This is a genomic window from Mycobacterium zoologicum, assembly GCF_020181635.2.
Lineage (GTDB): Bacteria > Actinomycetota > Actinomycetes > Mycobacteriales > Mycobacteriaceae > Mycobacterium > Mycobacterium zoologicum.
In genome coordinates this window covers 1-26263 of the sequence record NZ_JAYJJS010000028.1, presented here as the reverse complement: position 1 = coordinate 26263, position 26263 = coordinate 1, and the positions used below count along the sequence as shown (strand labels likewise).

The 26263-nt window shown below is 68.6% G+C and carries 27 protein-coding genes and 4 tRNA genes; 20 read left to right on the top strand and 11 right to left on the bottom strand.

Features of this window, described 5'->3' with window-relative positions:
* The first annotated feature begins 87 nt into the window (after positions 1-87).
* From K6T84_RS19125 to K6T84_RS19115, 3 genes are all read left to right on the top strand, one after another.
* Positions 88-756, top strand: a complete 669-nt coding sequence (locus K6T84_RS19125) for a DedA family protein (protein WP_224860863.1) — start codon at positions 88-90, stop codon at positions 754-756.
* Positions 757-844: 88 nt separating this feature from the next.
* Positions 845-1465, top strand: a complete 621-nt coding sequence (locus K6T84_RS19120; RefSeq protein WP_224860865.1) for a hypothetical protein — start codon at positions 845-847, stop codon at positions 1463-1465.
* Positions 1466-1576: 111 nt separating this feature from the next.
* Entirely contained in the window at positions 1577-2350 is a 774-nt protein-coding gene (locus K6T84_RS19115) for an RsiV family protein (RefSeq protein ID WP_224860867.1), read from the top strand.
* A gap of 46 nt (positions 2351-2396) precedes the next feature.
* On the opposite strand, the gene K6T84_RS19110 is transcribed toward K6T84_RS19115, so the two are convergent.
* Positions 2397-2468 (bottom strand) — tRNA-Val (locus K6T84_RS19110).
* A gap of 159 nt (positions 2469-2627) precedes the next feature.
* Between K6T84_RS19110 and K6T84_RS19105 the strand changes: the two genes are divergently transcribed.
* From K6T84_RS19105 to K6T84_RS19080, 6 genes are all read left to right on the top strand, one after another.
* Positions 2628-2700: transfer RNA gene (locus K6T84_RS19105), tRNA-Gly, on the top strand.
* Positions 2701-2731: 31 nt separating this feature from the next.
* Positions 2732-2802 (top strand) — tRNA-Cys (locus K6T84_RS19100).
* A 17-nt stretch (positions 2803-2819) separates the two neighbouring features.
* Positions 2820-2894, top strand: a tRNA-Val gene (locus K6T84_RS19095).
* 243 nt (positions 2895-3137) lie between these two features.
* On the top strand, positions 3138-3686 hold the full coding sequence (locus K6T84_RS19090) for a DUF4352 domain-containing protein (protein ID WP_225400240.1): 549 nt from the start codon (positions 3138-3140) through the stop codon (positions 3684-3686).
* A 58-nt stretch (positions 3687-3744) separates the two neighbouring features.
* A complete protein-coding gene (locus K6T84_RS19085; protein ID WP_225400241.1) occupies positions 3745-4458 on the top strand; it encodes a Clp protease N-terminal domain-containing protein in 714 nt (237 codons plus the stop codon).
* A 75-nt stretch (positions 4459-4533) separates the two neighbouring features.
* The gene (locus K6T84_RS19080; protein WP_225402026.1) at positions 4534-5073 is read left to right on the top strand and encodes a hypothetical protein; all 540 of its coding nucleotides are present in this window, start codon (positions 4534-4536) and stop codon (positions 5071-5073) included.
* Here K6T84_RS19080 and zapE read toward each other — a convergent pair.
* Positions 5070-6164: a cell division protein ZapE gene (zapE, locus tag K6T84_RS19075; protein WP_224860888.1), complete on the bottom strand. Its 1095-nt coding sequence runs from the start codon at positions 6162-6164 to the stop codon at positions 5070-5072. The two genes, K6T84_RS19080 and zapE, sit on opposite strands and share 4 nt — an antisense overlap.
* On the opposite strand from zapE, the gene K6T84_RS19070 reads away from it, so the two are divergent.
* The 4 genes from K6T84_RS19070 to msrB are packed head-to-tail and all read left to right on the top strand — an operon-like array spanning position 6163 to position 10246.
* Positions 6163-6939 carry a pyrimidine reductase family protein gene (locus tag K6T84_RS19070; protein ID WP_225400242.1) on the top strand — a complete coding sequence of 259 codons (777 nt, stop codon included), beginning with the start codon at positions 6163-6165 and terminating at the stop codon, positions 6937-6939. The two genes, zapE and K6T84_RS19070, sit on opposite strands and share 2 nt — an antisense overlap.
* 10 nt (positions 6940-6949) lie before the next feature.
* A complete protein-coding gene (locus K6T84_RS19065; protein ID WP_225400243.1) occupies positions 6950-8521 on the top strand; it encodes an alpha/beta fold hydrolase in 1572 nt (523 codons plus the stop codon).
* 10 nt (positions 8522-8531) lie between these two features.
* Positions 8532-9842 (top strand): arabinofuranan 3-O-arabinosyltransferase, encoded by a 1311-nt coding sequence (aftC, locus tag K6T84_RS19060; protein WP_225400244.1) that lies wholly within the window; start codon positions 8532-8534, stop codon positions 9840-9842.
* Positions 9839-10246 carry a peptide-methionine (R)-S-oxide reductase MsrB gene (gene msrB, locus K6T84_RS19055; RefSeq protein ID WP_224860896.1) on the top strand — a complete coding sequence of 136 codons (408 nt, stop codon included), beginning with the start codon at positions 9839-9841 and terminating at the stop codon, positions 10244-10246. The genes aftC and msrB overlap by 4 nt, the downstream gene beginning before the upstream one ends.
* Before the next feature lie 2 nt (positions 10247-10248).
* On the opposite strand, the gene K6T84_RS19050 is transcribed toward msrB, so the two are convergent.
* Genes K6T84_RS19050 through hemE form a run of 4 tightly spaced genes read right to left on the bottom strand, consistent with a single transcriptional unit; the run spans position 10249 to position 14127 of the window.
* On the bottom strand, positions 10249-10986 hold the full coding sequence (locus K6T84_RS19050; protein WP_224860898.1) for a class I SAM-dependent methyltransferase: 738 nt from the start codon (positions 10984-10986) through the stop codon (positions 10249-10251).
* On the bottom strand, positions 10983-11684 hold the full coding sequence (gene hemQ, locus K6T84_RS19045; RefSeq protein ID WP_224860900.1) for a hydrogen peroxide-dependent heme synthase: 702 nt from the start codon (positions 11682-11684) through the stop codon (positions 10983-10985). The genes K6T84_RS19050 and hemQ overlap by 4 nt, the downstream gene beginning before the upstream one ends.
* Before the next feature lie 35 nt (positions 11685-11719).
* Positions 11720-13081, bottom strand: a complete 1362-nt coding sequence (locus K6T84_RS19040; RefSeq protein WP_224860902.1) for a protoporphyrinogen oxidase — start codon at positions 13079-13081, stop codon at positions 11720-11722.
* On the bottom strand, positions 13078-14127 hold the full coding sequence (gene hemE / locus K6T84_RS19035; RefSeq protein WP_224860904.1) for a uroporphyrinogen decarboxylase: 1050 nt from the start codon (positions 14125-14127) through the stop codon (positions 13078-13080). Before hemE ends, K6T84_RS19040 begins: the two co-directional genes overlap by 4 nt.
* Before the next feature lie 208 nt (positions 14128-14335).
* Here hemE and K6T84_RS19030 point away from each other — a divergent pair, with 208 nt between their 5' ends.
* Together K6T84_RS19030 and K6T84_RS19025 are read left to right on the top strand one after the other, a co-directional pair.
* Complete coding sequence (locus tag K6T84_RS19030; protein WP_304621339.1) at positions 14336-14872, top strand: DUF3000 domain-containing protein; 537 nt, start codon at positions 14336-14338, stop codon at positions 14870-14872.
* A 13-nt stretch (positions 14873-14885) separates the two neighbouring features.
* Positions 14886-16139: an HRDC domain-containing protein gene (locus K6T84_RS19025; protein WP_408066143.1), complete on the top strand. Its 1254-nt coding sequence runs from the start codon at positions 14886-14888 to the stop codon at positions 16137-16139.
* Here K6T84_RS19025 and dxs read toward each other — a convergent pair.
* Positions 16136-18049 (bottom strand): 1-deoxy-D-xylulose-5-phosphate synthase, encoded by a 1914-nt coding sequence (gene dxs / locus K6T84_RS19020; RefSeq protein WP_224860910.1) that lies wholly within the window; start codon positions 18047-18049, stop codon positions 16136-16138. The two genes, K6T84_RS19025 and dxs, sit on opposite strands and share 4 nt — an antisense overlap.
* Positions 18050-18098: 49 nt before the next feature.
* Here dxs and K6T84_RS19015 point away from each other — a divergent pair, with 49 nt between their 5' ends.
* Both K6T84_RS19015 and K6T84_RS19010 read left to right on the top strand, forming a co-directional pair.
* A complete protein-coding gene (locus tag K6T84_RS19015; RefSeq protein WP_224860912.1) occupies positions 18099-18542 on the top strand; it encodes a CBS domain-containing protein in 444 nt (147 codons plus the stop codon).
* Positions 18543-18546: 4 nt separating this feature from the next.
* Positions 18547-19836 (top strand): ArsB/NhaD family transporter, encoded by a 1290-nt coding sequence (locus K6T84_RS19010; RefSeq protein WP_224860914.1) that lies wholly within the window; start codon positions 18547-18549, stop codon positions 19834-19836.
* An 8-nt stretch (positions 19837-19844) separates the two neighbouring features.
* Here the strand turns inward: K6T84_RS19010 and K6T84_RS19005 are convergent, their stop codons facing one another.
* Together K6T84_RS19005 and K6T84_RS19000 are read right to left on the bottom strand one after the other, a co-directional pair.
* Complete coding sequence (locus tag K6T84_RS19005; protein ID WP_225400245.1) at positions 19845-21020, bottom strand: class I SAM-dependent RNA methyltransferase; 1176 nt, start codon at positions 21018-21020, stop codon at positions 19845-19847.
* Positions 21017-23014: an APC family permease gene (locus K6T84_RS19000; RefSeq protein WP_224860918.1), complete on the bottom strand. Its 1998-nt coding sequence runs from the start codon at positions 23012-23014 to the stop codon at positions 21017-21019. Before K6T84_RS19000 ends, K6T84_RS19005 begins: the two co-directional genes overlap by 4 nt.
* Positions 23015-23080: 66 nt before the next feature.
* Between K6T84_RS19000 and K6T84_RS18995 the strand changes: the two genes are divergently transcribed.
* Positions 23081-23752, top strand: coding sequence for a potassium channel family protein (locus tag K6T84_RS18995; RefSeq protein WP_224865832.1), 672 nt, complete (start codon positions 23081-23083; stop codon positions 23750-23752).
* Complete coding sequence (locus K6T84_RS18990; protein WP_224860920.1) at positions 23749-24411, top strand: potassium channel family protein; 663 nt, start codon at positions 23749-23751, stop codon at positions 24409-24411. The genes K6T84_RS18995 and K6T84_RS18990 overlap by 4 nt, the downstream gene beginning before the upstream one ends.
* Here the strand turns inward: K6T84_RS18990 and K6T84_RS18985 are convergent.
* Together K6T84_RS18985 and K6T84_RS18980 are read right to left on the bottom strand one after the other, a co-directional pair.
* A complete protein-coding gene (locus K6T84_RS18985; protein WP_224860922.1) occupies positions 24397-25059 on the bottom strand; it encodes a DUF3159 domain-containing protein in 663 nt (220 codons plus the stop codon). The genes K6T84_RS18990 and K6T84_RS18985 overlap by 15 nt on opposite strands.
* Positions 25056-25427: an OB-fold nucleic acid binding domain-containing protein gene (locus K6T84_RS18980; protein WP_224860924.1), complete on the bottom strand. Its 372-nt coding sequence runs from the start codon at positions 25425-25427 to the stop codon at positions 25056-25058. The genes K6T84_RS18985 and K6T84_RS18980 overlap by 4 nt, the downstream gene beginning before the upstream one ends.
* A 79-nt stretch (positions 25428-25506) precedes the next feature.
* Here K6T84_RS18980 and K6T84_RS18975 point away from each other — a divergent pair, with 79 nt between their 5' ends.
* Complete coding sequence (locus tag K6T84_RS18975; RefSeq protein ID WP_225400246.1) at positions 25507-26247, top strand: alpha/beta hydrolase; 741 nt, start codon at positions 25507-25509, stop codon at positions 26245-26247.
* Positions 26248-26263: the final 16 nt, after the last annotated feature.

Below are 26263 nucleotides of genomic sequence, written 5' to 3'. Positions count from 1 at the left end.
GGTTGGGCATCTGCCCGCGCTACCGTACAAGGTCGCGGCGTGCAGGTCTGCGGGCGGATTCGGCGGGCGTCGTGCATGCTTGGCCGCATGTCGGTGGATGCCCTGCTGTTGTCGATACCGCCCCTGCTGGTCTATCTGCTCGTCGGCGGGGTGATCGGCATCGAAAGCCTCGGAATCCCGTTGCCCGGCGAGGTGGTCCTGGTCGGAGCCGCACTGATGTCGTCGCGGCACGATCTGCCGGTACACCCCGCCGGGGTCGCGGCGGCGGCGATCATCGGCGCGGTGGTGGGCGACTCGATCGGGTACTCCATCGGCCGGCGATTCGGCATGCCGCTGTTCGACCGGGTCGGAGCGCGCTATCCGAATCACTTCGGGCCCGGCCACATCGCGTTTGCTCAAAGCCTGTTCGACCGCTGGGGTGTCATGGCGGTGTTCTTCGGACGGTTCGTCGCCCTGCTGCGCATCCTGGCCGGACCGCTGGCCGGGGCACTGAAGATGGCATACCCGCGGTTCCTGATGGCCAACGTGACGGGTGCGATCTGCTGGGCCGGGGGCACCACCGCCCTGGTGTACTACGCCGGGATGGCGGCTGAGCACTGGCTGTCGCGCTTCTCCTGGGTTGCGCTGCTGGTCGCGGTGCTCGCCGGTGTCATCGGCACCATGGCGCTGCGCGGGCGCGTCGGCGCCCGGATCGCCGAATTGGAGGCTCAGCACCGCCCCGAACCGGATCCTGTCAGCGACTATTCAGCCGAATAGGGGTTGTCGCCGCCGCGCCGACGGAGCATGGTGGACACCGAGACCGGCGGCACCGCCGGGGTGTCGCCCCGATCACCCGGAGGCCGACATGTTCGCGCGCGCTACCTCGATACACGCACATCCATCATTCCTCGATGAGGGGATCACCCACGTCCGCGGCGTGGTGATGCCGACACTGGCCGACACCGACGGCTGCGCGGGGATGTCCATGCTGGTCGACCGCGACGCCGGGCGCTGCATCATCACCTCGTCCTGGCTGGACGAGGACACCCTGCGTGCCAGCGAGATCAGTGCCCAGCAGCTGTGCGACCGGGCCACCGAGATCTTTCACGCCACCGCCGAGATCAGCCGCTGGGAGATCGCCGCGGTGCACCGCGACCACCGGTCCCGACGTCACGCCGGCGCTCGGGTCACCTGGCTGCGGACCGACCCGGCGCGGTGCGAGCGACTGATCGACACCTACAACCTGGCGCTGATGCCCGAGGTGGAGGATCTCGGCGGGTTCTGCAGCGCCACGCTGATGGTGGACCGGCGCTCCGGCCGGGCGGTGTCGTCGGTCAGCTTCGATGACCGGGCGGCGATGGTGGCCAGCCGGGGCGGCGAGCAGGCGATCTGGGCCAGGGCCGTCAACGACGCCTCCGCCGAAGTGGTGGAGGTCGCCGAATTCGACTTGGCGATAGCGCATTTGAACGTGCCGGAGATGGCCTGATCGCCGTCAGCCGTATTGGGCGAAGCTGCCGCTGGGGCGCGCTTCGGTATCGGTGACCGCACGCTACTCTTTGGTCGCGGCGCCTTGCCGCCTTTGCTAGGAGGTATCCCCATGCGGTCCTTTGCGGTGGCCGTGGTCGCCATCGGCGCCACCACGTTCGGTTGCCAAGCCGTTGCCGTGGCGGCCCCGACGGATTACTGCGCCGAGCTCCACGGTGGCAATGCCGGCCGTACGTGTGAGATCCAGCTCTCCGAGACGGGGTACACCGTCGACATCAGCATGCCGCTGAACTACCCCGACCAGAAGCCGGTCGCCGAGTACATCGCCGCGACCCGCGACGCGTTCCTCAACTCGGCCAAGGCCGGTGCGTCCGGCAGCACGCAGTCCAAGTTGAGCATCAAGCCAACGGAATACAGCTCGGCGATTCCCCCGCGCGGCACACAGTCGGTGGTGTTCACGGTGAACCAGAACATCGGCGGGGCACAGCCACAGACGACGTACAAGGCGTTCAACTGGGACCAGACCTACCGCAAGTCAATCCTGTTCGGGGCTGCAGCGGACGACAAAGACCATGCTCCGCTGTGGCAGGTGGACGATCCGCTGAAGACCGTCGCGCCGATCGTCCAGACCGAACTGCAGCAGCAGTTGGCGCCGCCGCCGCCGGCTACGAACACATCCGGCACCACGGCCAGCGCCACAGCACCGGCACCGGCACCGTTGCCGATCGCCCCGGCCGCGCTGTACGACCCGAACAACTATCAGAATTTCGCAGTGGTCAACGACGGGGTGATCTTCTTCTTCGATCAGGGCGTGTTGTTACCCGCCTCGGCCGGGGGTTTGCACGTGCTGGTGCCCAGGGCGGCAATCGACCCGATGATCGCGTAGCCATGCGATCTGAAACAGAAAAGCCACCCCTTGGGTGGCTTTTTTGTGGTCCCGGCTGGGATCGAACCAGCGACCTTCCGCGTGTGAGGCGGACGCTCTCCCCCTGAGCTACGAGACCGGATGAACGAGGTCGAAGACTAGCACGCCCGAAGCCCGGAGCCTCAACGCGCAGGCCGAATTCCGATCGACTCGCCGATCTGACGGGCCAAGTTGTGTTGCCTCACATCAGTGGACTAATGTTCTGCTTCGCGACGGGCGACGATCTCGCCCGTGGCACGCGGATGTAGCGCAGTTGGTAGCGCATCACCTTGCCAAGGTGAGGGTCGCGGGTTCGAATCCCGTCATCCGCTCGAGGGTGTCAAGTGGTTTCAACCCCCTTGCGGTGGAGTGGCCGAGTGGTGAGGCAACGGCCTGCAAAGCCGTGCACACGGGTTCGATTCCCGTCTCCACCTCCGTCCCAAGGCTCTAAGCGCGGTTAGCTCAGCGGGAGAGCGCTTCCCTGACACGGAAGAGGTCGCTGGTTCAATCCCAGTACCGCGCACCAGGTTTCGCATACTGAAAACCCCTGCCGTCACCGGGTGACGACAGGGGTTTTTCGCGTTCCGTGCCGGCTCAGGCCTTCTTGCCCTTCATCAGGCAACATGAAAATAGGCAACATGAAAATCGTCGACGCGCAAGATTCGCGCCCGCTCAAGCCGAGACGGGGTCGAGCCGAGTCGACGGGCGGCCAGGCAGCACAATTGGGAACCACACGCGCAGCTCCACACTGACGAAAGGCGAGCCTTCCATGAATCGACCGGACGTGACCCTTGCGGTGTCTGCCATGTTGAGTGTCGCCGTGTCAGCGGGATGCTCCAGCCACGCCGAGACCGCGCCGGCCGCGACCCCCCGCGTTTCCGGACCCGGCACGGGCACACCGGCGGCGACCGGGCACATCGGCGACACCCTGACTCTGACCCGCGCCGACGACAGCCCCATCGCGGTGACCCTGCAAGAGGTCATCAACCCCGCGACACCGACTCCCAGCCCCGGCGATCCGGGCGTCACCTACATCGCCACCAAGCTGATGGTCGCGGCGCCGGGAACAGCGGCGATCGAGGGCAACGTGAACATCAACGTCTCGATGGTGGCCTCGGACGGCCAGAGCCTCGCACCGGATCTGCGGAACGTCAGCGAATGCGCGAACTTCGACTCCGGGGTGTTCAACCTCCAACCGGGCCAATCGGCAACCGGATGCGTGGTCTTCGCGCTGCCGCCCAACGTCAGCCCGGCCAAGCTCAAATACCTGCCGTCATCGGGATTCGCCGAGGACTTCGGGGAATGGAACCTGCCCTGAGCACAAGAGCGTCAATTTGTGGTTGACGGTCCCTTATCGTCAACCTAGGGTTGACGGCATGGTCGATCCCACGCCCCTCATCCCGTCCGTCCGCCTCGACGACCTGATCAACGCCATCACCGGCGTACACGCCGATCCGCTGGAGCAGTTGACCGACGCGGTGCTGGCCGCCGAGCACCTCGCCGAGGTCGCCGATCATCTGATCGGACACTTCGTCGACCAGGCTCGCCGATCCGGGGCGTCCTGGACCGACATCGGCAAGTGCATGGGCGTCACCAAACAGGCCGCCCAGAAGCGATTCGTCCCACGCGCCGAAGCCGCCGGCGCAGACGAGCAGGGCTTCGCCCGCTTCACGCCACGGGCACGCAGTGCGGTGGTGGCGGCCCAGAATGCCGCCCACCGGGCCCGCAACGCCGAGATCACCCCCGACCATCTGGTGTTGGGACTGCTCGATGATCCCGGCGCCCTGGCCACCGCACTGCTCACCGCCCAGAACGTCGACCCCGCAGCCCTCGCCGCCGGCGTCACCCTGCCTCCCGCCGGGGCCGAGTCCCCCGCACTGATTCCGTTCAGCGGCCCGGCCCGCAAGGCACTGGAGTTGACCTTCCGTACCGCACTTCGCCTGGGCCACAACTACATCGGCACCGAGCACCTGTTGCTCGCACTGTTGGAGTGCGAGGACGACACCGGGCCGTTGCACCGCGCCGGCGTGGACCGGGACCAAGCCGAGAGCGACCTGGCGCAGGCACTGAAGTCAATCGCCGCGAACTGACCGGCTGCGCAGAGGCTGCTGCACCGCTGCGGCCGATGTGCCATCATTCCCCAAAAGAAATCGGAGAAGTTCATGATGCACCGCTGGATTCTGGCCCTGGCCACTTCCGTCATCACCGTGGCGGCCGCCCTGAGCGCGCCGGCCACCGGATACGCCACGCCGACCACCAATCCGGAGGCTCCAATCGGGCGCCTCGGCGACACGCTGCGCATCCAGTACAAGGACGAGGCCTTCGGCCCGATCGTCGCCGACGTGACCGTGCACGACGTGCTGCCCAGCGAGATCCCGCCGGGCTGGGGCCAGAACGGCTCGCCGCGGTGGCGCAATCAGGGCGGTCCGTGGCGGGCCAACATCACCGTCCACCCCATCTCGGTACCCAACCCCTACATCATGGCGGCCTCGACCACCTTCAACGGCGTCACTCCGGGCGGAGACGCCTACGTGGCCAAGCACACCGACGACCCCACCACCCTGGACGCGCTGCTGACCAACGCGCCGGCGGGCTCCACCATCACCGGCGGGGTCTACTGGGATGTCTACCGCGGCCTGGTCACCCACGTCACCATGCTGTCCCGCAACACCGGCCTGCGCCTGGCGCAGTGGAACCTGCCCTAGCGAAGCCCCGCCCCGGGGCTGCTCAACGCCAGCAGCCGCGAGGTGGCCCGCAGGTACTTCTTGCGGTAGCCGCCGGCCAGCATCTCCGCGCTGAAGATTGCGTCCAGTTTGGTCCCCGAGGCCACCACCGGAGTGCCCGCGTCGTAGAGCCGGTCAGTCAGCGCCACCAGTCGCAGCGCGACATTCTGGTCATCGATCGGGTGCGCCCCGGTCAGGAACACACCGGTGACGCCGTCGATCAGGGTCAGATACCGCGAGGGATGCATGGTCGCCAGGTGCGCGCACAGGGCGTCGAAGTCGTCCAACGTGGCACCGGGCCGCGCCGCGGCGAGCTGGGCAACCCGCTGGGCCGACGGCGGTTCGGGCGCCGGCGGCAGGTCGCGGTGCCGATAGTCCGGGCCGTCGACCCGCACCGAGGTGAAAATGCTTGCCAGCGCACTGATCTCACGCAGGAAGTCCTGGACCGCGAACCGCCCCTCGCCCAGTTGATCGGGCAGGGTGTTGGAGGTGGCCGCAATCGACACCCCACGCGCCACCAGCTCCGACAGCAGCCGTGACACCAACGTGGTGTTGCCCGGGTCGTCGAGTTCGAACTCGTCGATGCACACCACGGTGTAGCCGCCGAGCAGCTCGATGCACTCGGTGAATCCGAACACCCCGGCCAGCTGAGTCAGCTCCATGAAGGTGGCGAACGCCGTCTGGTGCGCGTCACCGCCGTCGGTGCCCTCGGTGATCCGCCGATAGATCGAGGCCAGCAGGTGGGTCTTGCCGACCCCGAATCCGCCATCGAGGTAGAGCCCCACACCGGGGAGCACCTCACGTCTGCCGAGCAGCTTGCGCCGACCAGCCCGCCGCGTCAGTGCCTGCCCGCAGAACGCGGTGCACGACGCCACGGCCGCCGCCTGGGTGGGCTGCGCCGGGTCGGGCCGGTAGCTGTCGAAGCTGGCGCCGGCAAACGTCGGCGGCGGTGTGAGCTGGGCGATCAACAGCTCCGGCGAGACCGCGGGATGCCGGTCCACCAGGTGGTCGACGGAAGCTACAGCGGGATTGGGCACGCAGGAACTGTAGCCACATGGTGCAATCGAGGGCATGTCCGACCTGAGTGCCGATCTGGGTTTCATGCGGTTGGGCTCCACGGCCCCCGTCGACGACACCGAGCTCGCCGAGCTCTACGCCTACCCCGAAGAGTCACGCCCCTGGGTGCGGGCCAACTTCATCAGCAGCATCGACGGCGGCGCGACCATGTCGGGCACCTCCGGCGGCATGGCCGGGCCGGGCGACCGCAGCGTGTTCACCCTGCTGCGGACGCTGGCCGACATCATCGTGGTCGGAGCCGGCACAATCCGAGTCGAGAACTACGGCGGCGCCCACCTCAACGTCACCGAACGTCAGCGTCGCCGGGACCGCGGCCAGACCGAGGTACCCCGGCTGGCGATCGTCTCCGGTTCCGGGCGCCTGGACCGCGATCTGCGGGTGTTCACCGAAACCGAACTGCCGCCACTGATGCTGACCAGCGCGGCCGCCGCCGACGACACGGCGCGGCGGCTCGCCGGACGCGCCGAGGTGCTGGCCTGCTCGGGCGCCGACACCACGCGGGTCGACGTGGCCGAGGTATTGAGCGCGCTGGCCCATCGCGGCCAGCATCGGGTGCTCACCGAAGGCGGCCCGAGTCTGCTGGATTCGTTCATCGAAGCCGATCTGCTCGACGAGCTGTGCCTGACCGTGGCGCCGTACCTGGTCGGGGGTCTGGCCCGACGTATCGCCACGGGTGCCGGCGAACAGAGCACCCCGATGCACCGCGCACATCTGCTCAGCGACGAGGCCGGCTACCTCTACAGCCGCTACGTCAAAAGCACGCGCCTATAAGGTGACTGTCATGAGTCGGCACACCGGATTCGCCACGATCGCGCTCGCGGCCTTCTTGCCGGTGGCGGTGACGTTGGCCGGCTGCGCCCCCGGCCTGGCGGCCGACCCACGCTTTGCCACCAACTCGGACGCCCGGCCGCAGGGACAGCCCGAATCCACCTCGGACCAGGCCGGGCCGCCGCCGATCGAGGCCCCCAAGAACGACCTGGGCTGGCGTGACTGCACGGCACGGCTGTTCGGTGACGCCGCGGTCCCCGCCACCCCGGGAGTTCGGCTGGACTGTTCGAGCTATGACGCCGACGTCGACCCACTCGGCGGGGGTTCCTCGGCGATCAGCATCGGCGTGGTGCGGGCCCGATCGGTGCAGACCCCGCCCGACGCCGGGCCGATCGTGTTCACCACCGGCTGGGACATGCCGTCGTCGCAGCAGCTCCCGGTCTGGCTGGCCCGGTCCGGCGCGGACGTGCTCAAGAGCCACCCGATCCTGGCCGTGGACCGGCGCGGTACCGGGCTGTCGAGCCCGGTCGACTGCCGCAACCGCGCACAGCGCGACACGATGTGGAACCAGGCGCAGTTCTCTCCCGGCGACGACCCGGTCGCCAACCTGGGCACCGTCGTGATCGAGGCCACCACCGACTGCACCGACGCCATCTCGCCCGGCGAATCGTCCTACGACAACATCCACGCCGCCACCGACCTGGAACGACTGCGCAGCATCTTCGACGTTCCGGCACTGGCGCTGATGGGGATCGGCAACGGCGCCCAGATCGCGCTCGCCTACGCCGGCTCCCACCCCGGCAAGGTGGCCCGGCTCGCGCTGGATTCACCGATTGCGCTGGGGGTGGCCGCCGAAGCCGCGGCCGAGCAGCGGATCAAGGGCCAGGAGGCGGCCTTCGAGGCCTTCACCGCCCAGTGCATCGCGATCAACTGCCCGCTGGCGCCCGACCCGAAGGGTGGGATCAACGCGGTCCTGGACTCCGCGCGGTCGGCACACAGTCCGGGCGGGCCGTCGGCGGCCGCGGTCACCCAGGCCATCGTCACCGCGCTGGGTTACCCCAGCGGAGACCGGGTCAGCAACACCAATGAACTGGGCAAAGCCCTGGCGGCGGCGAATTCCGGCGACGCGAACCTGCTGAACAACCTCATCAACCGCGCGCAGGGCACGGTCGGCACCGACGGCCACTTCGTCAACGCGTGCGCCGACGCCCTCAACCGGCCCACCCCCGACCGGATCCGCGAACTGGTGGTCGCCTGGGGCAAGCTCTACCCGCAGTTCGGCGTGGTCGGCGCACTCGACATGGCGCAGTGCCTGAGCTGGCCCAGCAGCAGCGCCCCGGAGCTGCCGAAGGACCTCAAGATCGACGTGCTGCTGCTCGGGGCGCAGAACGATCCGATCGTCGGCGAGGAGGGCGTGGCGGCCACCGCGGCAGCGGTCATCAACGCCGGGACCACCAGCAAGCGGGTGATGTGGCAGGGCACCGGGCACGGCGCGGCGGTGTACTCCGCGTGCACCCTGACACCGTTGATCGGCTATCTCGACAGCGGGAAACTTCCCGACACCGACGTCTTCTGCCCGGCCTGATATCGCCTCGGTGTACGGTGCGCAGGTGAGCGCAGCCGACTCCATTGCAAACCGGGTGAGCACCGCACTATCGGCCGCCTTCCGGCCGCCCACCAGCGCACCGAGCACCGCGACCGTGCTGCGTTCGGTGCTGTGGCCGGTGGCCATCATGTCGCTGATCCACCGCGCGGTGGTGCTTCCGCTGAACGGCAACATCACCGACGACTTCAAGCCGGTGTACCGGGCGGTGCTGAACTTCCGCCACGGCCTGGACATCTACAACGAGCATTTCGACTACGTCGACCCGCACTACCTGTACTCCCCCGGCGGCACCCTGCTGATGTCGCCGTTCGGGTTCCTGCCCGAGACCCTGTCGCGCTACACCTTCATCGCCGCCAACACCGTCGCGATCGTGCTCGCCGCCTATCTGCTGTTGCGGATGTTCGGATTCGGACTGGGCTCGGTGGCCGCGCCGGCGCTGCTGGCCACCATGTTCCTCACCGAAAGTGTCAGCAGCACACTGGTGTTCACCAATATCAACGGTGTGATCCTGCTGGCCGAGGTGCTGTATCTGTGCTGGCTGCTCGACGCCCGGACCAGCCGGCAGTGGTGGGCCGGGGTGGCGATCGGAGTGACCCTGGTGGTCAAGCCGGTGCTGGCACCGCTGCTGCTGCTGCCGCTGCTGAGCCGGCAGTGGCGGCCGTTCGTCGGAGCGATCGCGGTACCGGTGCTGTTCAACCTGGTGGCATACCCGCTGGCCAGCGACCCGACCAGCTACTTCACCCAGACGGTGCCCTACATCATGGGCACCCGCGACTACTTCAATTCCTCGATCCTGGGCAACGGGATGTTCTTCGGCCTGCCGCCCGCGCTGATCCTGTTCATGCGGGTGGGCTTCACGCTGCTGGCCGCTGTGAGCCTGTGGCTGCTGTACCGCTACTACCGCACCCGCGACCCGCGGTTCTGGATGCTGACCTCCTCGGGAGTGCTGCTGACGACGTCGTTCCTGGTGCTGTCGTTGGGCCAGGGCTACTACTCGATCGTGCTGTTCCCGTTCCTGATGACGGTGGTGCTGCCGAATTCGGTCCTGCGCAACTGGCCGGCGTGGCTGGGCATCTACGGTTTCATGACCCTGGACAAGTGGTTGATCTTCCGGTGGATGAATGTCGGCCGGCCGTTGGACTACCTCAAGATCACCTACGGCTGGTCGCTGCTGCTGATCGTGATCACCACCGTGCTGTGCTACCGCTACCTGGACGCCAAGGAGCAGGGTCGCCTGGATGACGGGATCGATCCCGCGTGGCTGGCCGCCGAGCCGGCGAAGGCTAACGTGGAGGCATGACCTCTCCCAAGGTGTCGCTCACCGACGACGAGTGGCGCGCGAAGCTGACCCCCGATGAGTTCGCGGTGCTGCGCCGCGCCGGCACCGAGCCGCCGAACACCGGCGAGTACACCGACACCACCACCGAAGGCGCCTACGAGTGTCGGGCCTGCGGCGCCGAATTGTTCCGCAGCACCGAGAAATTCCACTCGCACTGCGGTTGGCCGTCGTTCTTCGACCCGGCGGACTCCGACGCGGTGATCCTGCGCTCCGATGACTCGCTGGGGATGCGCCGCACCGAGGTGCTGTGCGCGTCCTGCCACAGCCACCTGGGGCACGTCTTCGAAGGCGAGGGCTACCCCACCCCGACCGACCAGCGGTACTGCATAAATTCCATCTGCCTGCGGCTGGTGCCGGAGTCCTGAGATCAGTCGATTCGGGTGGCGTGGATCTCCCAGAACGGGGCGTGCGCCAGTTGGCCGTCCATCAGCGGTTCGATGACCGCCAGTCGATCGGCGATCGCCCGGATCCGGGGCGGGGCAGCCGGATTCTCCTGCACCTGCGCGGCGAACCGGGCCGCACTGACATTGACCAGGTAGCTGGTCGGCCCCAGATAGTCGATCCGCCAGCCGCCTGCCGGTAGCCCGGTCCGCAGCTCCTCGGCCGACATCGCCGGCGGCATGAAGAATCCGTTGATGTTGTAGTCGGCGGCCTCGATCATGAACAGCCGGGCCCCCGGCCTGGTGGCCCGATGCAGCGCCCGCAGGTAGTGCTGCTGAGCCTGGCCGCCGAAGGTGTTGTAGAACGCGGTGTCGACCACGGTGTCGAAGCGGTCGGTGAAGCCGTCGAGGGTCTTGGCATCCCCGACCTGGAAGTCCACCGACACCCCGGCCGCCCGTGCGTTGGCGCGGGCACGGTCGATGGCCGTCTCCGCCACGTCGACACCGGTTGCGGTGCAACCGTTCTGGGCGAAGTGGATCGCGTGATGTCCCGGGCCGGTGCCGGGGTCGAGCACCGCACCCCGGATCGCGCCCAGGGCGACCAGCCGGCGCACCGCCGGTTGCGGTCCGCCGATGTCCCAGGGTGTCGCCGCGGGCAGTCCCTGGGTGGTCAGATCGGTGCGGTAGATCTCCTCGAAGCGTTCGGCGTCCGAGCTTCCCGTCATGGCAGGGAGGCGACCAGCTGCTCGATCTCAACTCGCGGGCCGGTGAAGAACGGGGTCTCCTCGCGGGCGTGCAGGCGGGCCTCGGTGTTGCGCAGGTCGCGCATCAGGTCGACGATGCTGTGCAGTTCGGGCGCCTCGAAGGCGAGCAACCACTCGTAGTCCCCGAGTGCGAACGCCGGCACGGTGTTGGCGCGGACCTCCTTGTACGGCCGGGCGGCCATCCCGTGCTCATGCAGCATCCGGCGGCGGTCCTCTTCGGGCAGGACATACCACTCGTGCGAGCGCACGAAGGGGTACAGGCACAGGTAGGCACCCGCCGGTTCACCGGCGATGAACGCCGGGACGTGACTCTTGTTGAACTCCGCAGGCCGGTGCAGCCCGACGTTGCTCCAGACCGGGCTGCTGGCCCGGCCCAGCGCGGTGCGCCGGAATTCGGAGTAGGCCGCCTGCAGGTCCTCGACCCGCTCGGCATGGGTCCAGATCAGGAAATCCGCGTCGGCACGCATGCCCGCGATATCATAGACACCGCGGACCACCACGCCGCGCTCCTCCTGCTGCTTGAGGAAGGTAGCGGCCTGGTCGGCCACCTCGGAACGGCTGATCGTGCCGTCATCGAGCACTCCAGGACGAACCGAGAACACCGAGAACATCACGTAGCGGATGGTGGAATTCAACTTGTCATAATCGAGGTGCGCCATGGCCCATATGCTGCCACGGGTCGTCGTAAAAGGCTCTAGGGCGCCGGGGTGGCACTTATCACGGCCGCCACCGCCCGATCGGCCGCCGCGATGCACGCCGGCACCCCGATACCGTCCAGGAAGTTTCCCGCCACGGCCACCGTCGGAGGCAGTCCGGCCCGCAGCGTGGTGGCCAGCGCCGCATGCCCGGAGCGGTATTGCGGCATCGCCGCAGGCCAGCGCTGCACCCGCACCTCGACCGGATCCACCACGACCCCGAAGACGGCTTCGATGTCCTGCACCGACCAGGTGACCAGCTGGCCGTCAGAGGCCCGGATGCGGGAGTCGCCGAACCGGCCGAACGACAGCCGCAGCAACTCCACCTTGCCGCCGTGGCCCCAGCTGCCCCACTTGCGCGAGGTCAGAGTCATCGCCTTGGCGTGCAACCGCTCCCCGGTGGCGACCAGAACCCCGGAGTTGTCCGGCAACGCCGCCCCGGCGGGCACCGCCATCGCCACCACCACCGACGACGCATGGTCGATCCGGCTGGCCGCTGCCGCGGCGACGGGCGCGAACCCGGTCGCGACCCGTGCCAGCACATGGGCCGGCACGGCCATCACCACCCGGTCGGCACGATGGACGCCGCCGGCCGAATCGCGTAGCTGCCAGCCGTCGCCCACCGGGTCGATCTGCGTCACCGCCGACTGGATCCAACGCAGTCCGCTGCTGCGCGCCAGGGCGTCGATCAGCACCTGGTAACCACCGTCGATGGCGCCGAACACCGGTGCGCTGCTGGTCGCCGGCAGGGCCCGCCGCACCGCCTCGGTGAGGTTGGGGGCGCCGGCGTCCAACGCGGTGGCCAGGCCGGGCACCGCCGAGCGCAGCCCTACGGTGGCCGCCGATCCCGCGTACACCCCGCCTATCAACGGATCGACCGAATGAGCCACCACCTGCTCGCCGAACCGGTCGGCGACCAACGCACCCAGCGCCGGGTCGCTGCCCGGTTCGAACTCCAGCGGCCGGCCGGGTTCGGCGGCGATGCGGGTCAGCGTCTCGTCGTCGACCAGGCCGGTCATCGATTCCGGTGACGCCGGAATGCCGCTCAGCGTGCCCGGCGGCAACCGGTGTAGCAGCCGACGGCTGTAGAGCAGTGGTCGCACCCCGGTGGTGCTGCGCTGCCGATCGGCCAGGCCGAGCTCCGCCAGCAGAGCGGGCACTTCGGGTCGGCGCGCGATGAACGCCTCGGCACCCACGTCCATCGGGATGCCACCGAGGCTCTCCGTGCGCAGCACCCCGCCGAGCCGCTCAGCCGGCTCGAAGACGGTGATGTCGACGGCGCCACCGAGCGTCGCACGCAGCCGGTGGGCGGCGGCCAAACCGGAGATACCGCCTCCGACAACGCAATACGATGCTGTCACAACGTATGGACCAACGAGACCAGATCGGTGAGGATGCCGGGGTCGGAGTCTGGTAGCACGCCGTGCCCGAGGTTGAACACGTGCCCGCTTGCCCCGGCGGCGACCGCAGCCCGGCCGTCGTCGACGACGGCGCGGGCGGCCCGCTCGACCACCGGCCATCCCGCCAGCAGCACGGCGGGGTCCAGGTTGCCCTGCACTGCGGTGCCGGCGCCGACCCGGGCGGCGGCAGCGGTCAGCGACGTCCGCCAGTCCACCCCGACCACAGTGGCACCGGCTTCCGCCATGGCCCCGAGCAACTCGGCGGTCTGGACCCCGAAGTGCGTCATCGGCACATCCCGGTCGGCCAGCGTGGCGAACACCCGGGAGCTGTGCGGCAGTACGAAGGCGCGGTAGTCGGCCAGCGACAAGGTCCCGGCCCAGGAGTCGAACAGTTGGATGGCGTCCACGCCGTGGTCGAGCTGCACGGTCAGAAACGCGATGGTCAGGTCGGTGAGCCTGGTCATCAGCTGGTGCCAGTTGTCCGGATCGGCCAGCATCATCGCCTTGGTGCGAGCATGGGTGCGGCTGGGCCCACCCTCGACCAGGTAGGACGCCAGGGTGAACGGCGCCCCTGCGAAGCCGATCAGCGGCACCTCGCCGAGCGCGGCTACCAGCAACGACACCGCTTCGGCAACCGCGGTCACCCGCTGGGGCTCCAACGGCGGGAGCCCGGCGATGTCGGCGGCGGTGCGTACCGGGTCGGCGATCACGGGTCCGACGTCAGGAACGATGTCCAGGTCCACCCCAGCTGCGCGCAGCGGGACCACGATGTCGGAGAACAGGATGGCGGCGTCGACGTCGTGCCGGCGCACCGGTTGCAGGGTGATCTCACAGACCAGCTCGGGATCGAAGCAGGCCGACAGCATGCTGTGCTGTGCGCGCAACGCCCGATATTCCGGGAGGGACCTGCCGGCCTGCCGCATCATCCACACCGGAACACGGCTCGGTGTCCGGCCGGTGGCGGCGTTGAGGTAGGGGGAATCGGGCAGTTCACGACGGGCACTCATCGTGCTCAATGCTGCCATGCCCGGCGAGCCTGTTCACACCGACCGGCGCCGGGGGTTAGCGTGAGGTCAGGCGACCCGCGGCGCTGCGGTGCGCATCAGCATCTGGGGGTCGGCCGCTGGCTGTCACTGCGACGCACAGCGATGAGTTAAAGGAGCGGCATCCGTGACATCAGCCGAGCCTGCCCCCTTTCGTGAAGCGGTGGCGACCATGCACGCGGCGACAGTGCGGTCCGAGATCGAACTGGGCCCGATCCGTCCGCCCCAGCGGCTGGCGCCCTACAGCTACGCACTGGGCGCCGAGGTCAAGCACCCCGAGACCGACTTCATCCCGGAGGACTCCGACGGCGACGCGTTCGGCAGGCTGATCCTGCTCTACGACCCTGACGGCACCGACGCCTGGGATGGCACCATGCGGCTGGTGGCGTTCATCCAGGCCGACCTGGACCACAATGAGGCGATCGATCCACTGTTGCCCGAAGTGGCATGGAGCTGGCTGGTCGAGGCGTTGGGGGCCCGCACCGAGCACGTCACCGCGCTGGGCGGCACCGTCACCGCGACCACCTCGGTGCGCTACGGCGACATCTCCGGCCCGCCCCGCGGGCACCAGCTGGAGCTGCGGGCGTCCTGGACGGCGACCACCCCAGAACTGGGGACGCACGTGCAGGCGTTCTGCGAAGTCCTCGAACACGCCGCGGGCCTGCCACCGGTCGGGATCACCGACCTGAGCTCGCGAACCCGCGTCTGAGATGTCAGAGCAGATCACCGAACCGGCACCCGAGGAGTCCGAGGAGCCCGAGCCGACGCCGCTGCCATGTCCGGCCGACGGGGTACCGGAGGTGTCGGTCACGCCCGCGCAGATCCGCGCCGCCGCCGACCTGCTGTCCGGCGGCCGGGGCCCGTTCGCGGTGGACGCCGAGCGGGCATCTGGGTTCCGCTACTCGAATCGGGCGTACCTGATCCAGATTCGGCGTGCCGGCGCCGGCACCGTACTGATCGACCCGGTCGACGCCGGCGAGGACCCGGCAGCACTGCTGCGCCCGGTCGCCGAGGTGCTCGACGACGACGAATGGATTCTGCACGCCGCCGACCAGGATCTGGCCTGCCTGTCCGACGTCGGCATGTGGCCCAAGGCGCTCTATGACACCGAACTGGCCGGGCGGCTGGCCGGTTTCGACCGGGTCAACCTCGCCGCGATGGTGCAGCGCCTGCTGGGGCTGGGTCTGGCCAAGGGCCACGGTGCTGCCGACTGGTCGAAACGCCCGCTTCCCCAGGACTGGCTCAACTACGCCGCACTGGACGTCGAGGTGCTCATCGAACTGCGTCATGCGATTGCCGAGGTGCTGGCGGATCAGGGTAAAACCGACTGGGCGGCACAGGAATTCAATCATCTTCGGGTCACCGACATCGCCACGTCGACCCGGCGCGACCGGTGGCGCCGCACGTCGGGAATCCACAAGGTGCGTGACCAGCGCGGCCTGGCAGCGGTGCGCGAGCTCTGGCTGGTACGCGACCAGATCGCCCAGCGCCGCGATATCGCGCCCGGGCGGATCCTGCCCGACTCGGCGATCGTCGCCGCCGCCGTGGCCAACCCCACCACGGTGGAGGACCTGATCGCGCTGCCGGTGTTCAGCGGGCCCAAGCAGCGGCGCAGCGCGGCCACCTGGCTGGGGGCGCTGGCCGCCGCCCGTGACAATCCGGATCCGCCGGAGGCCGTCGAGTCCAACACCGGTCCCCCGCCGCCATCGCGCTGGTCACGGCGCAAACCCGAGGCCGCCGCCCGGCTGGAGGCCGCCCGCCTCGCGCTGGGCGAACTGTCGCAGCAGGTGACGGTGCCGACCGAAAACCTGCTCAGCCCCGACCTGGTGCGCCGTCTGTGCTGGGACTGGAAACCCCCGACCGGCGACGCCGCGGCCGTGATCGAGGCGTTCCTGATCGACGGCGGCGCCCGGGAATGGCAGCGTGAGCTGACGGTGTCGGTGCTGGCCGCCGCACTCGGCGGCGGCGCGAATTAATCCAGCTGCTCGCTGACTTCTTCCACGCAGTTGCAGGCGCCCATCGCCGCGACCCAGCCGGTGACCTGGCGAGCGACGTCCTGCGCGGTCAGGCCGACCTCGGCCAGCAGCTCGCCCCGCGAGGCGTGGTCGTAAAAACGTTGCGGCAGACCGATATCGCGGCACGGGACATCGATATCGGCGGCCCGCAGCACCGCCGACACCGCTGAGCCGACGCCGCCGGCCACCCCGTTGTCCTCGCAGGTGACCACCAGTTTGTGGGCGGCGGCCAGCTCGGTGATCACCGCGGGCACCGGCAGCACCCAGCGCGGGTCGATCACCGTCACACCGATCCCCTGGTTGCGCAGCCGCTCGGCGACCGCCAGTGCCATCGGCGCGAACGCACCGACCGCGACCAGCAGCACATCGGCGGGTAGCTCATCGGCCGGCACCGCGAGCACGTCCACCCCGCCGCGCCGCTCGATAGCCGGAATGTCCTCGCCCACATCGCCTTTGGGGAACCGCAGTGCGGTGGGTCCGTCGTTGACATCCAGTGCCTCGGCCAGTTCCTCGCGCAACCGGGAGCCGTCACGGGGCGCGGCCACCCGCATGCCCGGCACGATCCCCAGAATCGACAGGTCCCACATGCCGTTGTGGCTGGCGCCGTCCGGCCCGGTGACGCCGGAACGATCCAGCACCAGCGTGACCGGCAGCCTGTGCAGCGCCACGTCCATCATCACCTGGTCGAAGGCGCGGTTGAGGAACGTCGAGTACACCGCCACCACCGGGTGCAGGCCGCCCATCGCCAGGCCGGCTGCCGAGGTGACCGCATGCTGCTCGGCGATCCCGACGTCGAACATCCGGTCCGGATAGCGCTGGCCGAACGCCGCAAGCCCGGTCGGGCCGGGCATCGCCGCGGTGATCGCGACGACGTCGCGGCGCTTGGCGCCGTACTCGATGAGCGCGTCGGAGAACACCGATGTCCAGCCACGTCCCGAGGTCTCGGTGGCGTACCCGGTCAGCGGGTCGATCACGCCGCAGGCGTGCATCTGCTCGGCCTCGTCGTTCTCGGCGGGGCCGTAACCCTTGCCCTTACGGGTGACCACGTGCACGATCACCGGCCCGCCGAAGCCGCGCGCGCGCCGCAGCGCGGACTCCACCGCGGCCTCGTCGTGACCGTCGATCGGGCCCAGATACTTCAGGCCCAGGTCGGTGAAGAGCGCCTGCGGCGCCAGCGCGTCCTTGAGGCCCGCCTTGAAGCTGTGGATCACCTGGTAGCCCAACTCCCCGACCACCGGCATGCCACGCACCGCAGAGCGGCCCCGCTCCAGCAGCCGCTCGTAGGCGGGCTGGAGCCGCAACGCGGCCAGGTGGTCGGCGAAGCCTCCGATGGTGGGCGCGTAGCTGCGGCCGTTGTCGTTGACCACCACCACAACCGGCCGGCGGCCCGCCGCGATGTTGTTCAGCGCCTCCCAGCACATGCCGCCGGTCAGTGCCCCGTCGCCGACGACGGCGACGACGTGCCGGTTGCGGTGCCCGGTCAGCTCGAACGCCTTGGCCAGTCCGTCGGCATAGGACAGCGCGGAGCTGGCGTGGCTGGATTCCACCCAGTCGTGATCACTCTCGGCGCGCGAGGGATACCCGGACAGCCCACCCTTCTTGCGCAGGGTGCCGAAGTCCGGGGCGCGCCCGGTGAGCATCTTGTGCACATAGGCCTGGTGCCCGGTGTCGAAGACGATCGGGTCATGCGGCGAGTCGAACACCCGGTGCAGCGCCAGCGTCAGCTCCACCACACCCAGATTGGGCCCCAGATGGCCCCCGGTGGCGGCGACCTTGTGGATCAGGAACTCACGAATCTCCGCCGCTAGGTCGGTCAACTGCGCCTGTGACAGGTGCTGCAGATCGGCGGGGCCGCGGATCCCTTCAAGCATCGGCTCAGTCTACGCATGACGGGGAACACGCACCGTATGGTCTTGAGTCATGCACGCTGAGGAGATTGCCGAGGAATACCCGGTGGTAACCGTCGACTCCGAGGCACTGGAGGCGGCCAGGCTGCTGGCCGAACACCGGTTGCCGGGCCTGGTGGTGACCGATCAGACTGGCATGCCGTACGCGGTGCTGCCGGCCTCGCAGGTGGTGCGGTTCATCGTGCCGGGCTACGTACAGGACGACCCGTCGCTGGCCGGGGTGCTCAGCGAGACCGCGGCCGATCGGGTCGCCGAGAAACTGCACGGCAAGACGGTGCGCGACGTTTTGCCTGAACACCAGCATGATGTGCCGTCCGCGGGAGCCGCCGACACCCTGGTCGAAGTGGCCTCCACCATGGCCAGACTGCGCACCCCGCTGATCGCCGTCGTCAAGGACGGTAAACTGCACGGCGTGATCACCGCGTCGCAGTTGCTGGCCGCAGCCCTAGAAGTCTGATCGGGTGGCATTTCTGGCGGTGGCGGTCTTTCTGACCGCCTATGCGTTCATAGCCGCCGACCGCATCAACAAGACGCTGGTTGCGCTGGCGGGCGCGGCTGCCGTGGTGATCCTGCCGGTCATCTCCTCCGACGACATCTTCTACTCCCGCGAGACCGGCATCGACTGGGATGTCATCTTCCTGCTGCTGGGCATGATGATCATCGTCAGCGTGCTGCGCCAGACCGGCGTTTTCGAGTATGTCGCGATCTGGGCGGCCAAGCGCGCCAACGGTTCTCCGCTGCGGATCATGATCCTGCTGGTGCTGGTGACGGCGGTCGCATCGGCACTGCTGGACAACGTCACCACCGTGCTGCTGATCGCCCCGGTAACCCTGCTGGTCTGCGACCGGCTCGAGATCAACCCCGCGCCCTACCTGATGGCCGAGGTGTTCGCCTCCAACATCGGCGGGGCCGCCACCCTGGTCGGCGATCCGCCCAACATCATCATCGCCAGCCGAGCCGGGCTGACATTCAACGCCTTCCTGGTGCACCTGGCGCCGATCGTGGCCATTGTGCTGGTCGTGTTCATCGTCATGCTGCGTTGGCTGTTCCGCGGATCGTTCACCGTGAATCCCGACCGGGTCGCCGACGTGATGGCACTCGAGGAACGCGAGGCGATCCGCGATCGCGGCCTGTTGATCAAGTGCGGCGTGGTGCTGACCGCGGTTTTCGTCGGGTTTCTGGGTCACGGGGCCCTGCACCTGGAACCATCCGTGGTCGCACTGCTGGGCGCCGGCGTACTGATCGTGATCTCCAAGATGGAGCGCTCGGACTACCTGTCCGGTGTGGAGTGGGAGACGTTGCTGTTCTTCGCCGGCCTGTTCGTGATGGTCGGCGCGCTGGTGGACACCGGTGCGATCGGCGCACTGGCCCGGACCGCCACCGACATCACCGGCGGCAACGCGGTGCTGACCACGCTGGGAATCCTCGGTGTCTCGGCACCGGTGTCCGGGATCATCGACAACATCCCCTATGTCGCCACCATGACTCCGATCGTGGCCGAGCTGAGCACCACACTTCCCAACGACCTGCACCCGGACGCACTGTGGTGGGCGCTGGCGCTCGGGGCCGACTTCGGCGGCAACCTCACCGCGGTGGGTGCCAGCGCCAACGTGGTAATGCTCGGAATCGCCCGTCGCGCAGGGAATCCCATCACATTCTGGGAGTTCACCCGCAAGGGCATCGTGGTCACCGCGGTCTCGGTTGCGCTCGCAGCGCTGTATCTGTGGTTGCGCTACTTCGTGTTCGGCTGAGCGCCCCGTCAGCGGGTCAGCACTGCCACGCACTCCACGTGATGGGTGAGCGGAAACGCGTCGAACACCCGGATCGCCTCCACGGCATACCCGCTTCTGCGATACAGGCCGATGTCGCGGGCGAACGAGGCCGCCTCACAACCGATGTGCACAATGCGTGGCACGTCCGCGGCGGCCAGCGCCTCGATCACCTCGCGCCCGGCCCCGGCACGCGGCGGGTCCAGCACAGCGACATCGGCACCGGACTGCGCGTCGGCCAAGACCCGGCGCACCGAGTCGGTGCGCACCGAGATCTGCGGCAGGTCTGCCAGCGCGACCCGGGCGGCACCGGTTGCGGCGCGGGACGTGTCGGCGCTGATCACCTTGCCCGACTCCCCCACCGCCTCGGCCAGCGCCGCGGCGAAGATCGCGGCCCCACCGTAGAGATCCCATGCGGTCATCCCGGCCTCGGCCTGCGCCCATTGCGCCACCAGGTCACTGTAGAGCGCGGCCGCCCGCCGATGCGCCTGCCAGAACGATGTGACCGGGATCTGCCAGCGGCGCCGCCCGACCCACTGGGTGGCGTGATAGTCGCCCTCGATGACCTCCGGTCGATGATCACGCCCGGTGCTCACCACATGCCGGACGCCGTCGTCGTCGGCCACCACGTGCAGGTGGTCACCGGGCCGCCAGGTCTGCTCGGCCAGGCCCTTGATCATCCCGGCCGGCAGCTGCCCGCAACGCAGGTCACAGACCAGCTCATCACTGTGATAGCGGTGGAACCCGGCCCGCCCGTCGGCGCCGACCTCCAACCGGACCCGGCTTCGCCATCCGGTGGCTCCGTCGTCCCCGAGGGATTCTGCAGCGCCCTGCCACTGATGCCCGCCGATCCGGGCCAGCTGGTTGGCGACCACCTCGCCCTTCAGGCCGCGGGCCACCGCCGGGTCGGCAAACGCCAGGTCGCAGCATCCGGCACCGTCCACCCCGGCGATCGGGCACAGCGAGGGCACCCGGCCGTCCGCGGGATCGAGCACCTCGATGGTCTCGGCGTGCCAGTACGAGCCCCGCTGCGCGGTGATGCGCGCCCGCACCCGCTCTCCGGGCAGCGCATAGCGCACGAAGATCACCCGGCCTTCATGGCGGGCCACACAACTGCCGCCGTTCGCGGGAGCCTCGGCGACCAGGGTCAGCTGATGTTCGTTCACTCCATGAATCCTCGTCGGGCGTCGCCGGGCGCGTGATGCGGCGCCAGCACCTTGCGCCGCTCCGAGGAGTTCAGCTGCCAGGGCACCGACGTCACCATCACCTGCGGCATGAACAGCAGCCGGGTCTTGAGCCGTAGCGCACTCTGGTTGTGCAGCACCTGTTCCCACCAGTGGCCCACCACATACTCGGGGATGTAGACGGTCACCACCGTACGCGGCGACTCCTTGCTGATGCGTTTGACGTAGTCGAGCACCGGGCGGGTGACCTCGCGATACGGCGACGCGATCACCTTGAGCGGCACGGTGATGTCGCTGTCCTCCCAGTCCCGCACCAGCTTTCGGGTCTCGGTGTCGTCGACGCTGACGGTGATGGCCTCCAGGGCGTCCGGACGGGTCGCCCGCGCGTAGGCCAGCGCGCGCCGAGTCGGCAGGTGCAGCTTGGACACCAGGACGAGGGCGTGGTTGCGACTGGGCAGCACGGCCTCGTCCGCGGAGGCCGCGGTCTGTGCCTCCAACTCCTGGCTGACCGCGTCGTAGTGCCGGCGGATCAGTTTCATCAGGGCGTACAGCACGGTCATCGCGACGATCGCGATCCACGCCCCGTCCAGGAACTTGGTGAGGACCACCACGATCAGCACCGAACCGGTGGCGATGAAGCCGATGGTGTTGACCACCCTGGACCGCATCATCTTGCTCCTGGCCGCTCGGTCGGTTTCGGTGCGCAGCAACCGGTTCCAGTGGATGACCATGCCGATCTGACTCAGCGTGAACGAGACGAACACCCCGACGATGTAGAGCTGAATCAGTGCCGTCACCTCCGCGCCGAACGCCACGATGAAGGTGATGGCCACCACCGCCAGAAAGACGATGCCGTTGGAGAAGGCCAGCCGGTCGCCGCGGGTGTGCAACTGGCGCGGCAGGTAGGAGTCCTGGGCCAGGATCGACCCCAATACCGGGAACCCGTTGAACGCGGTGTTGGCGGCCAGCGCCAGGATCAGCGCCGTCACCCCCGCGATAACCCACAGGCCGGGCGGAAATCCGCGAAACACCGTCTCGGCCAACTGGGCCAGCAGGGTCTTCTGGTCGTAGTCGGCCGGCGCACCGATCAGCTGCTCGTGCGGGCGGGCGGCGATCTTCACCCCGGTCTGGCCGGCCAGCACGATGATGCCCATCATCAGGGTGACCGCGATCCCGCCGAGCATGAGCAGCGTGGTGGCGGCGTTGCGCGACTTCGGTTTGCGGAAGGCCGGCACACCATTGCTGATCGCCTCCACCCCGGTCAGTGCCGCACAGCCCGAGGAAAACGATTTCGCCACCAGGAACACCAGAGCCAGTCCGACCACCTCACCGTGCGCCGAGTGGATCTTGAACGACGCCGACTCGGCCCGCAGCGGGTGCCCCAGCACGAAGATCTGGAACAGCCCCCAGCCGAGCATGGCGAACACGCCGATCATGAACGCGTACGTCGGGATCGCGAACGCCGTCCCCGACTCCCGGATGCCACGCAGGTTGGCCGCGGCGACCACGATCACCGTCCCCACCGCGAAGACGACCTTGTGCTCGGCGATGTAGGGTATCGCCGATCCGATGTTGGCGATCCCCGCCGAGATCGAAACCGCAACGGTCAGAACGTAATCCACCATCAACGCACTGGCCACCGTCAGCCCCGCGGCGGCCCCGAGGTTGGTGGTGACCACCTCGTAGTCGCCGCCTCCGGACGGGTAGGCGTGCACGTTCTGGCGGTAGCTGGCCACCACCGTCATGAACACGAACGCCACCGCCAGACCCACCCAGGGCGTCATCCGGTAGGCGGTGATGCCCGCCACCGACAGCACCAGGAAGACCTCTTCGGGCCCGTAGGCCACCGAAGACAGCGCATCGGAGGCGAACACCGGCAGAGCGACACGCTTGGGCAACAGGGTGTGGCTGAGCCTGTCGCTGCGAAACGGCCGGCCCAGAAGCAACCGGCGCGCGGCCGTGGAAATCTTCGACACGAGAGCCAAGGGTAAGGCAGCGCGGCGATGCCGGTAGCGTTCACCGAATACGAAAGGACCATGCACGTGCGGGTAGTTGTGATGGGATGCGGCCGGGTCGGCGCCTCGGTGGCCGACGGGCTTTCCCGGATCGGCCACGAGGTCGCCATCATCGATCGTGACAGCGCTGCGTTCAACCGTCTCAGCCCGGAATTCAACGGCGAGCGGGTGCTGGGCATGGGATTCGACCGCGACGTGCTGCTGCGGGCCGGCATCGAGGACGCGGGCGCGTTCGCCGCGGTGTCCTCGGGTGACAACTCGAACATCATCGCGGCGCGGCTGGCCCGCGAGACGTTCGGTGTGTCGCGGGTGGTCGCCCGTATCTACGACGCCAAGCGCGCCGCGGTCTACGAGCGCCTGGGCATTCCCACCATCGCCACCGTGCCCTGGACCACCGACCGGTTGCTCGACGCGTTGACCCGCGAAAGCGAGACCACCAAGTGGCGCGACCCGACCGGGACGGTGGCGGTGGCCGAGGTCGTCCTGCACGAGGACTGGATCGGCCGCCCCGTCACCGATCTGGAGGCGTCCGTGAACGCCCGGGTGGCGTTTTTGATCCGGTTCGGCACCGGGATCCTGCCCGAGCCCAAAACGGTCATCCAGGCCAGCGATCAGGTCTACATCGTCGCGGTGTCCGGCCGAGTCGCCGAGTCCATCGCGATCGCCGCGCTGCCGCCCAGCGAGGATCTGGACAAATGAAGGTCGCGGTAGCCGGGGCCGGAGCCGTCGGCCGTTCCATCGCCCGTGAGCTGCTCGACAGCGACCATCAGGTGACGTTGATCGAGCGCAATCCCGATCACATCGCCGTCGAGGACATCTCAGACGCGCAGTGGCACCTCGGTGACGCCTGCGAGCTGAGCCTGCTGGAGTCGGTGCACCTGGAGTCCTTCGACGTCGTCATCGCCGCCACCGGCGACGACAAGGCCAACGTGGTGCTGTCGCTGTTGGCCAAGACCGAATTCGCGGTGCCGCGGGTGGTGGCCCGGGTCAACGATCCCCGTAACGAATGGCTGTTCACCGACGCCTGGGGCGTCGACGTGGCGGTGTCCACCCCGCGCATGCTGGCCTCACTGGTCGAGGAGGCCGTCGCAGTCGGTGACCTGGTGCGGCTGATGGAGTTCCGCAAGGGCCAGGCCAATCTGCTGGAGATCACCCTGCCCGACGACACCCCGTGGGGCGGCAAGCCGGTGCGTAAGCTCACGCTGCCTCGCGACGCCGCGCTGGTGACGATCCTGCGTGGGACGCGGGTGATCGTGCCGCAGGACGACGAGCCGCTCGAAGGCGGCGACGAGCTGCTGTTCGTCGCGACCTCCGGTGTGGAGGACGAACTGCGCGAGTTGCTGCTACCCGCGCACTGAGCTTTCGCGGTCGGCGCCTGGCGCGGGCTGGGCGTCATCCACGGCCCGCTGCACGTACTTGACCGCCAGGTAGGTCACCAGCGCCGCCACCGCGGTCAGCGGCCAGCCCATCGAGATGCGGGCCACCCCCAGCCAGCCGGTCTGGTCGGCGTTGTAGAGCAACCGCTGCACCACGAAGCGGGCGCCGAACACCAGCACCCACACCAGGGTGGCGATGTCGTAGGCGTAGATCGCCGCGCGCAGCTCCCGCCACGCCGAGCCCTGGCCGCTGGCCCAGCTCCAGATGTAGCCGACCGCGGGACGGCGGACCAGTATCGAACCGGCGAACACCACCGCCCACCCCAGCGACGTCCAGATGCCGAGCAGGAAATACCCCTTGGAGTCACCCATCAGATAGGCGATCAGGGCACAGACGGCCACCCCGAAGAACCCCGACATCGCCGGCTGGGTGGACTCCCGGCGGATCAGCCGCCAGACCAGCACCGCGGCGGCGACGCCCAGCGCCGCGAAAACGGCGGCACGCACTCCGAAGGCACTGGACACGGGCACGAACACCACCACCGGCAGTGACGAATAGATGAGCCCGGCCACGCCGCCGATCTGATCCAGAAGCCGCTGCGGCCCCTGGGCGTCGAAATCACCTGTCACTGCTGGATTTCGTAATGGGGGTTGTAGATCGCCTTACAGCCGCTGTCGAGCTTGCCGAGTCGGCCGTGCACCCGCAGGGTGCGACCCGAGTCGATTCCGGGGATTCGCCGCTGCCCCAGCCAGACCAGGGTCACCGTGTCAGTACCGTCGAAGAGCTCGGCTCGAACACCGCCCACACAGCCCTTGGCGTTGGCCTCCACGCTGCGCAACACCCCCACCATGGTGACCTCTTGTCCACGTTGGCAGTCGATCGCGCGCTGCGCGCCGGTGTTAGCGGCTTCGTCGGAAAGCTCCTCAACGTCCTGCAGTTCGAGATCTTCCGTCAGCCGCCGCGTCAGCCGACGCAGATACCCTTTCGGCGCAGCCATGCCCTCTCCTCATGTGTGTGCGACCGCTACGGTAGACCTGTTGATTAGCGAATGCCACATGACCCGGCACGATCATGGGGTGGCATTCGATCTACACGACACGACGGCCGTTCTACTTCCGGGTACCGGATCCGACGACGACTACATCCGCCGGGCTTTTTCGGCACCGTTGCAGCAGGTAGGCGCCGGATTGATCGCACCCCGACCCGAACCTGACCGGCTGATCGCCGGGTACCTGGCGGCGCTGGACGACGCGGCGGCCCGGTCGGGGCCGATCATCGCCGGCGGCGTGTCGATCGGAGCGGCGGTGGCCGCCGCCTGGGCGCTGCAGCATCCCCGGCAAGTGGTCGCGGTTCTGGCCGCGCTACCGGCCTGGTCGGGTACACCCGACGGAGCCCCGGCCGCCCAGGCCGCCCGTTTCAGCGCCGGGCAGTTGCGCCGCGACGGGTTGGCGGCCGTGGTCGCCGAGATGCGGGCGTCCAGCCCGGCCTGGCTCGGCGATGAGCTGACCCGCTCCTGGACCGCGCAGTGGCCGCAGCTGCCCGATGCGCTGGAGCAGGCCGCTGCCTATGTGGCGCCGACGCTCACCGAGCTGGGGAAGCTGTCGGTACCGATGGGTGTGGCTGCCGCCGTCGACGACCTCGTTCATCCGCTGCCGGTAGCCGCCGAATGGGCCGACGCCGCTCCGCGGGCCGCGCTGTGCACGGTGACGCTCGATGAGATGGGCGCCGATCCAACGGTATTGGGCGCCGCCTCCCTGACCGCGCTGGGCCAAGCCTCCCTAGACGGTATGGGGGGCTGGGGCCTCACTCACATGTGAACGTGGGTTGCCGACA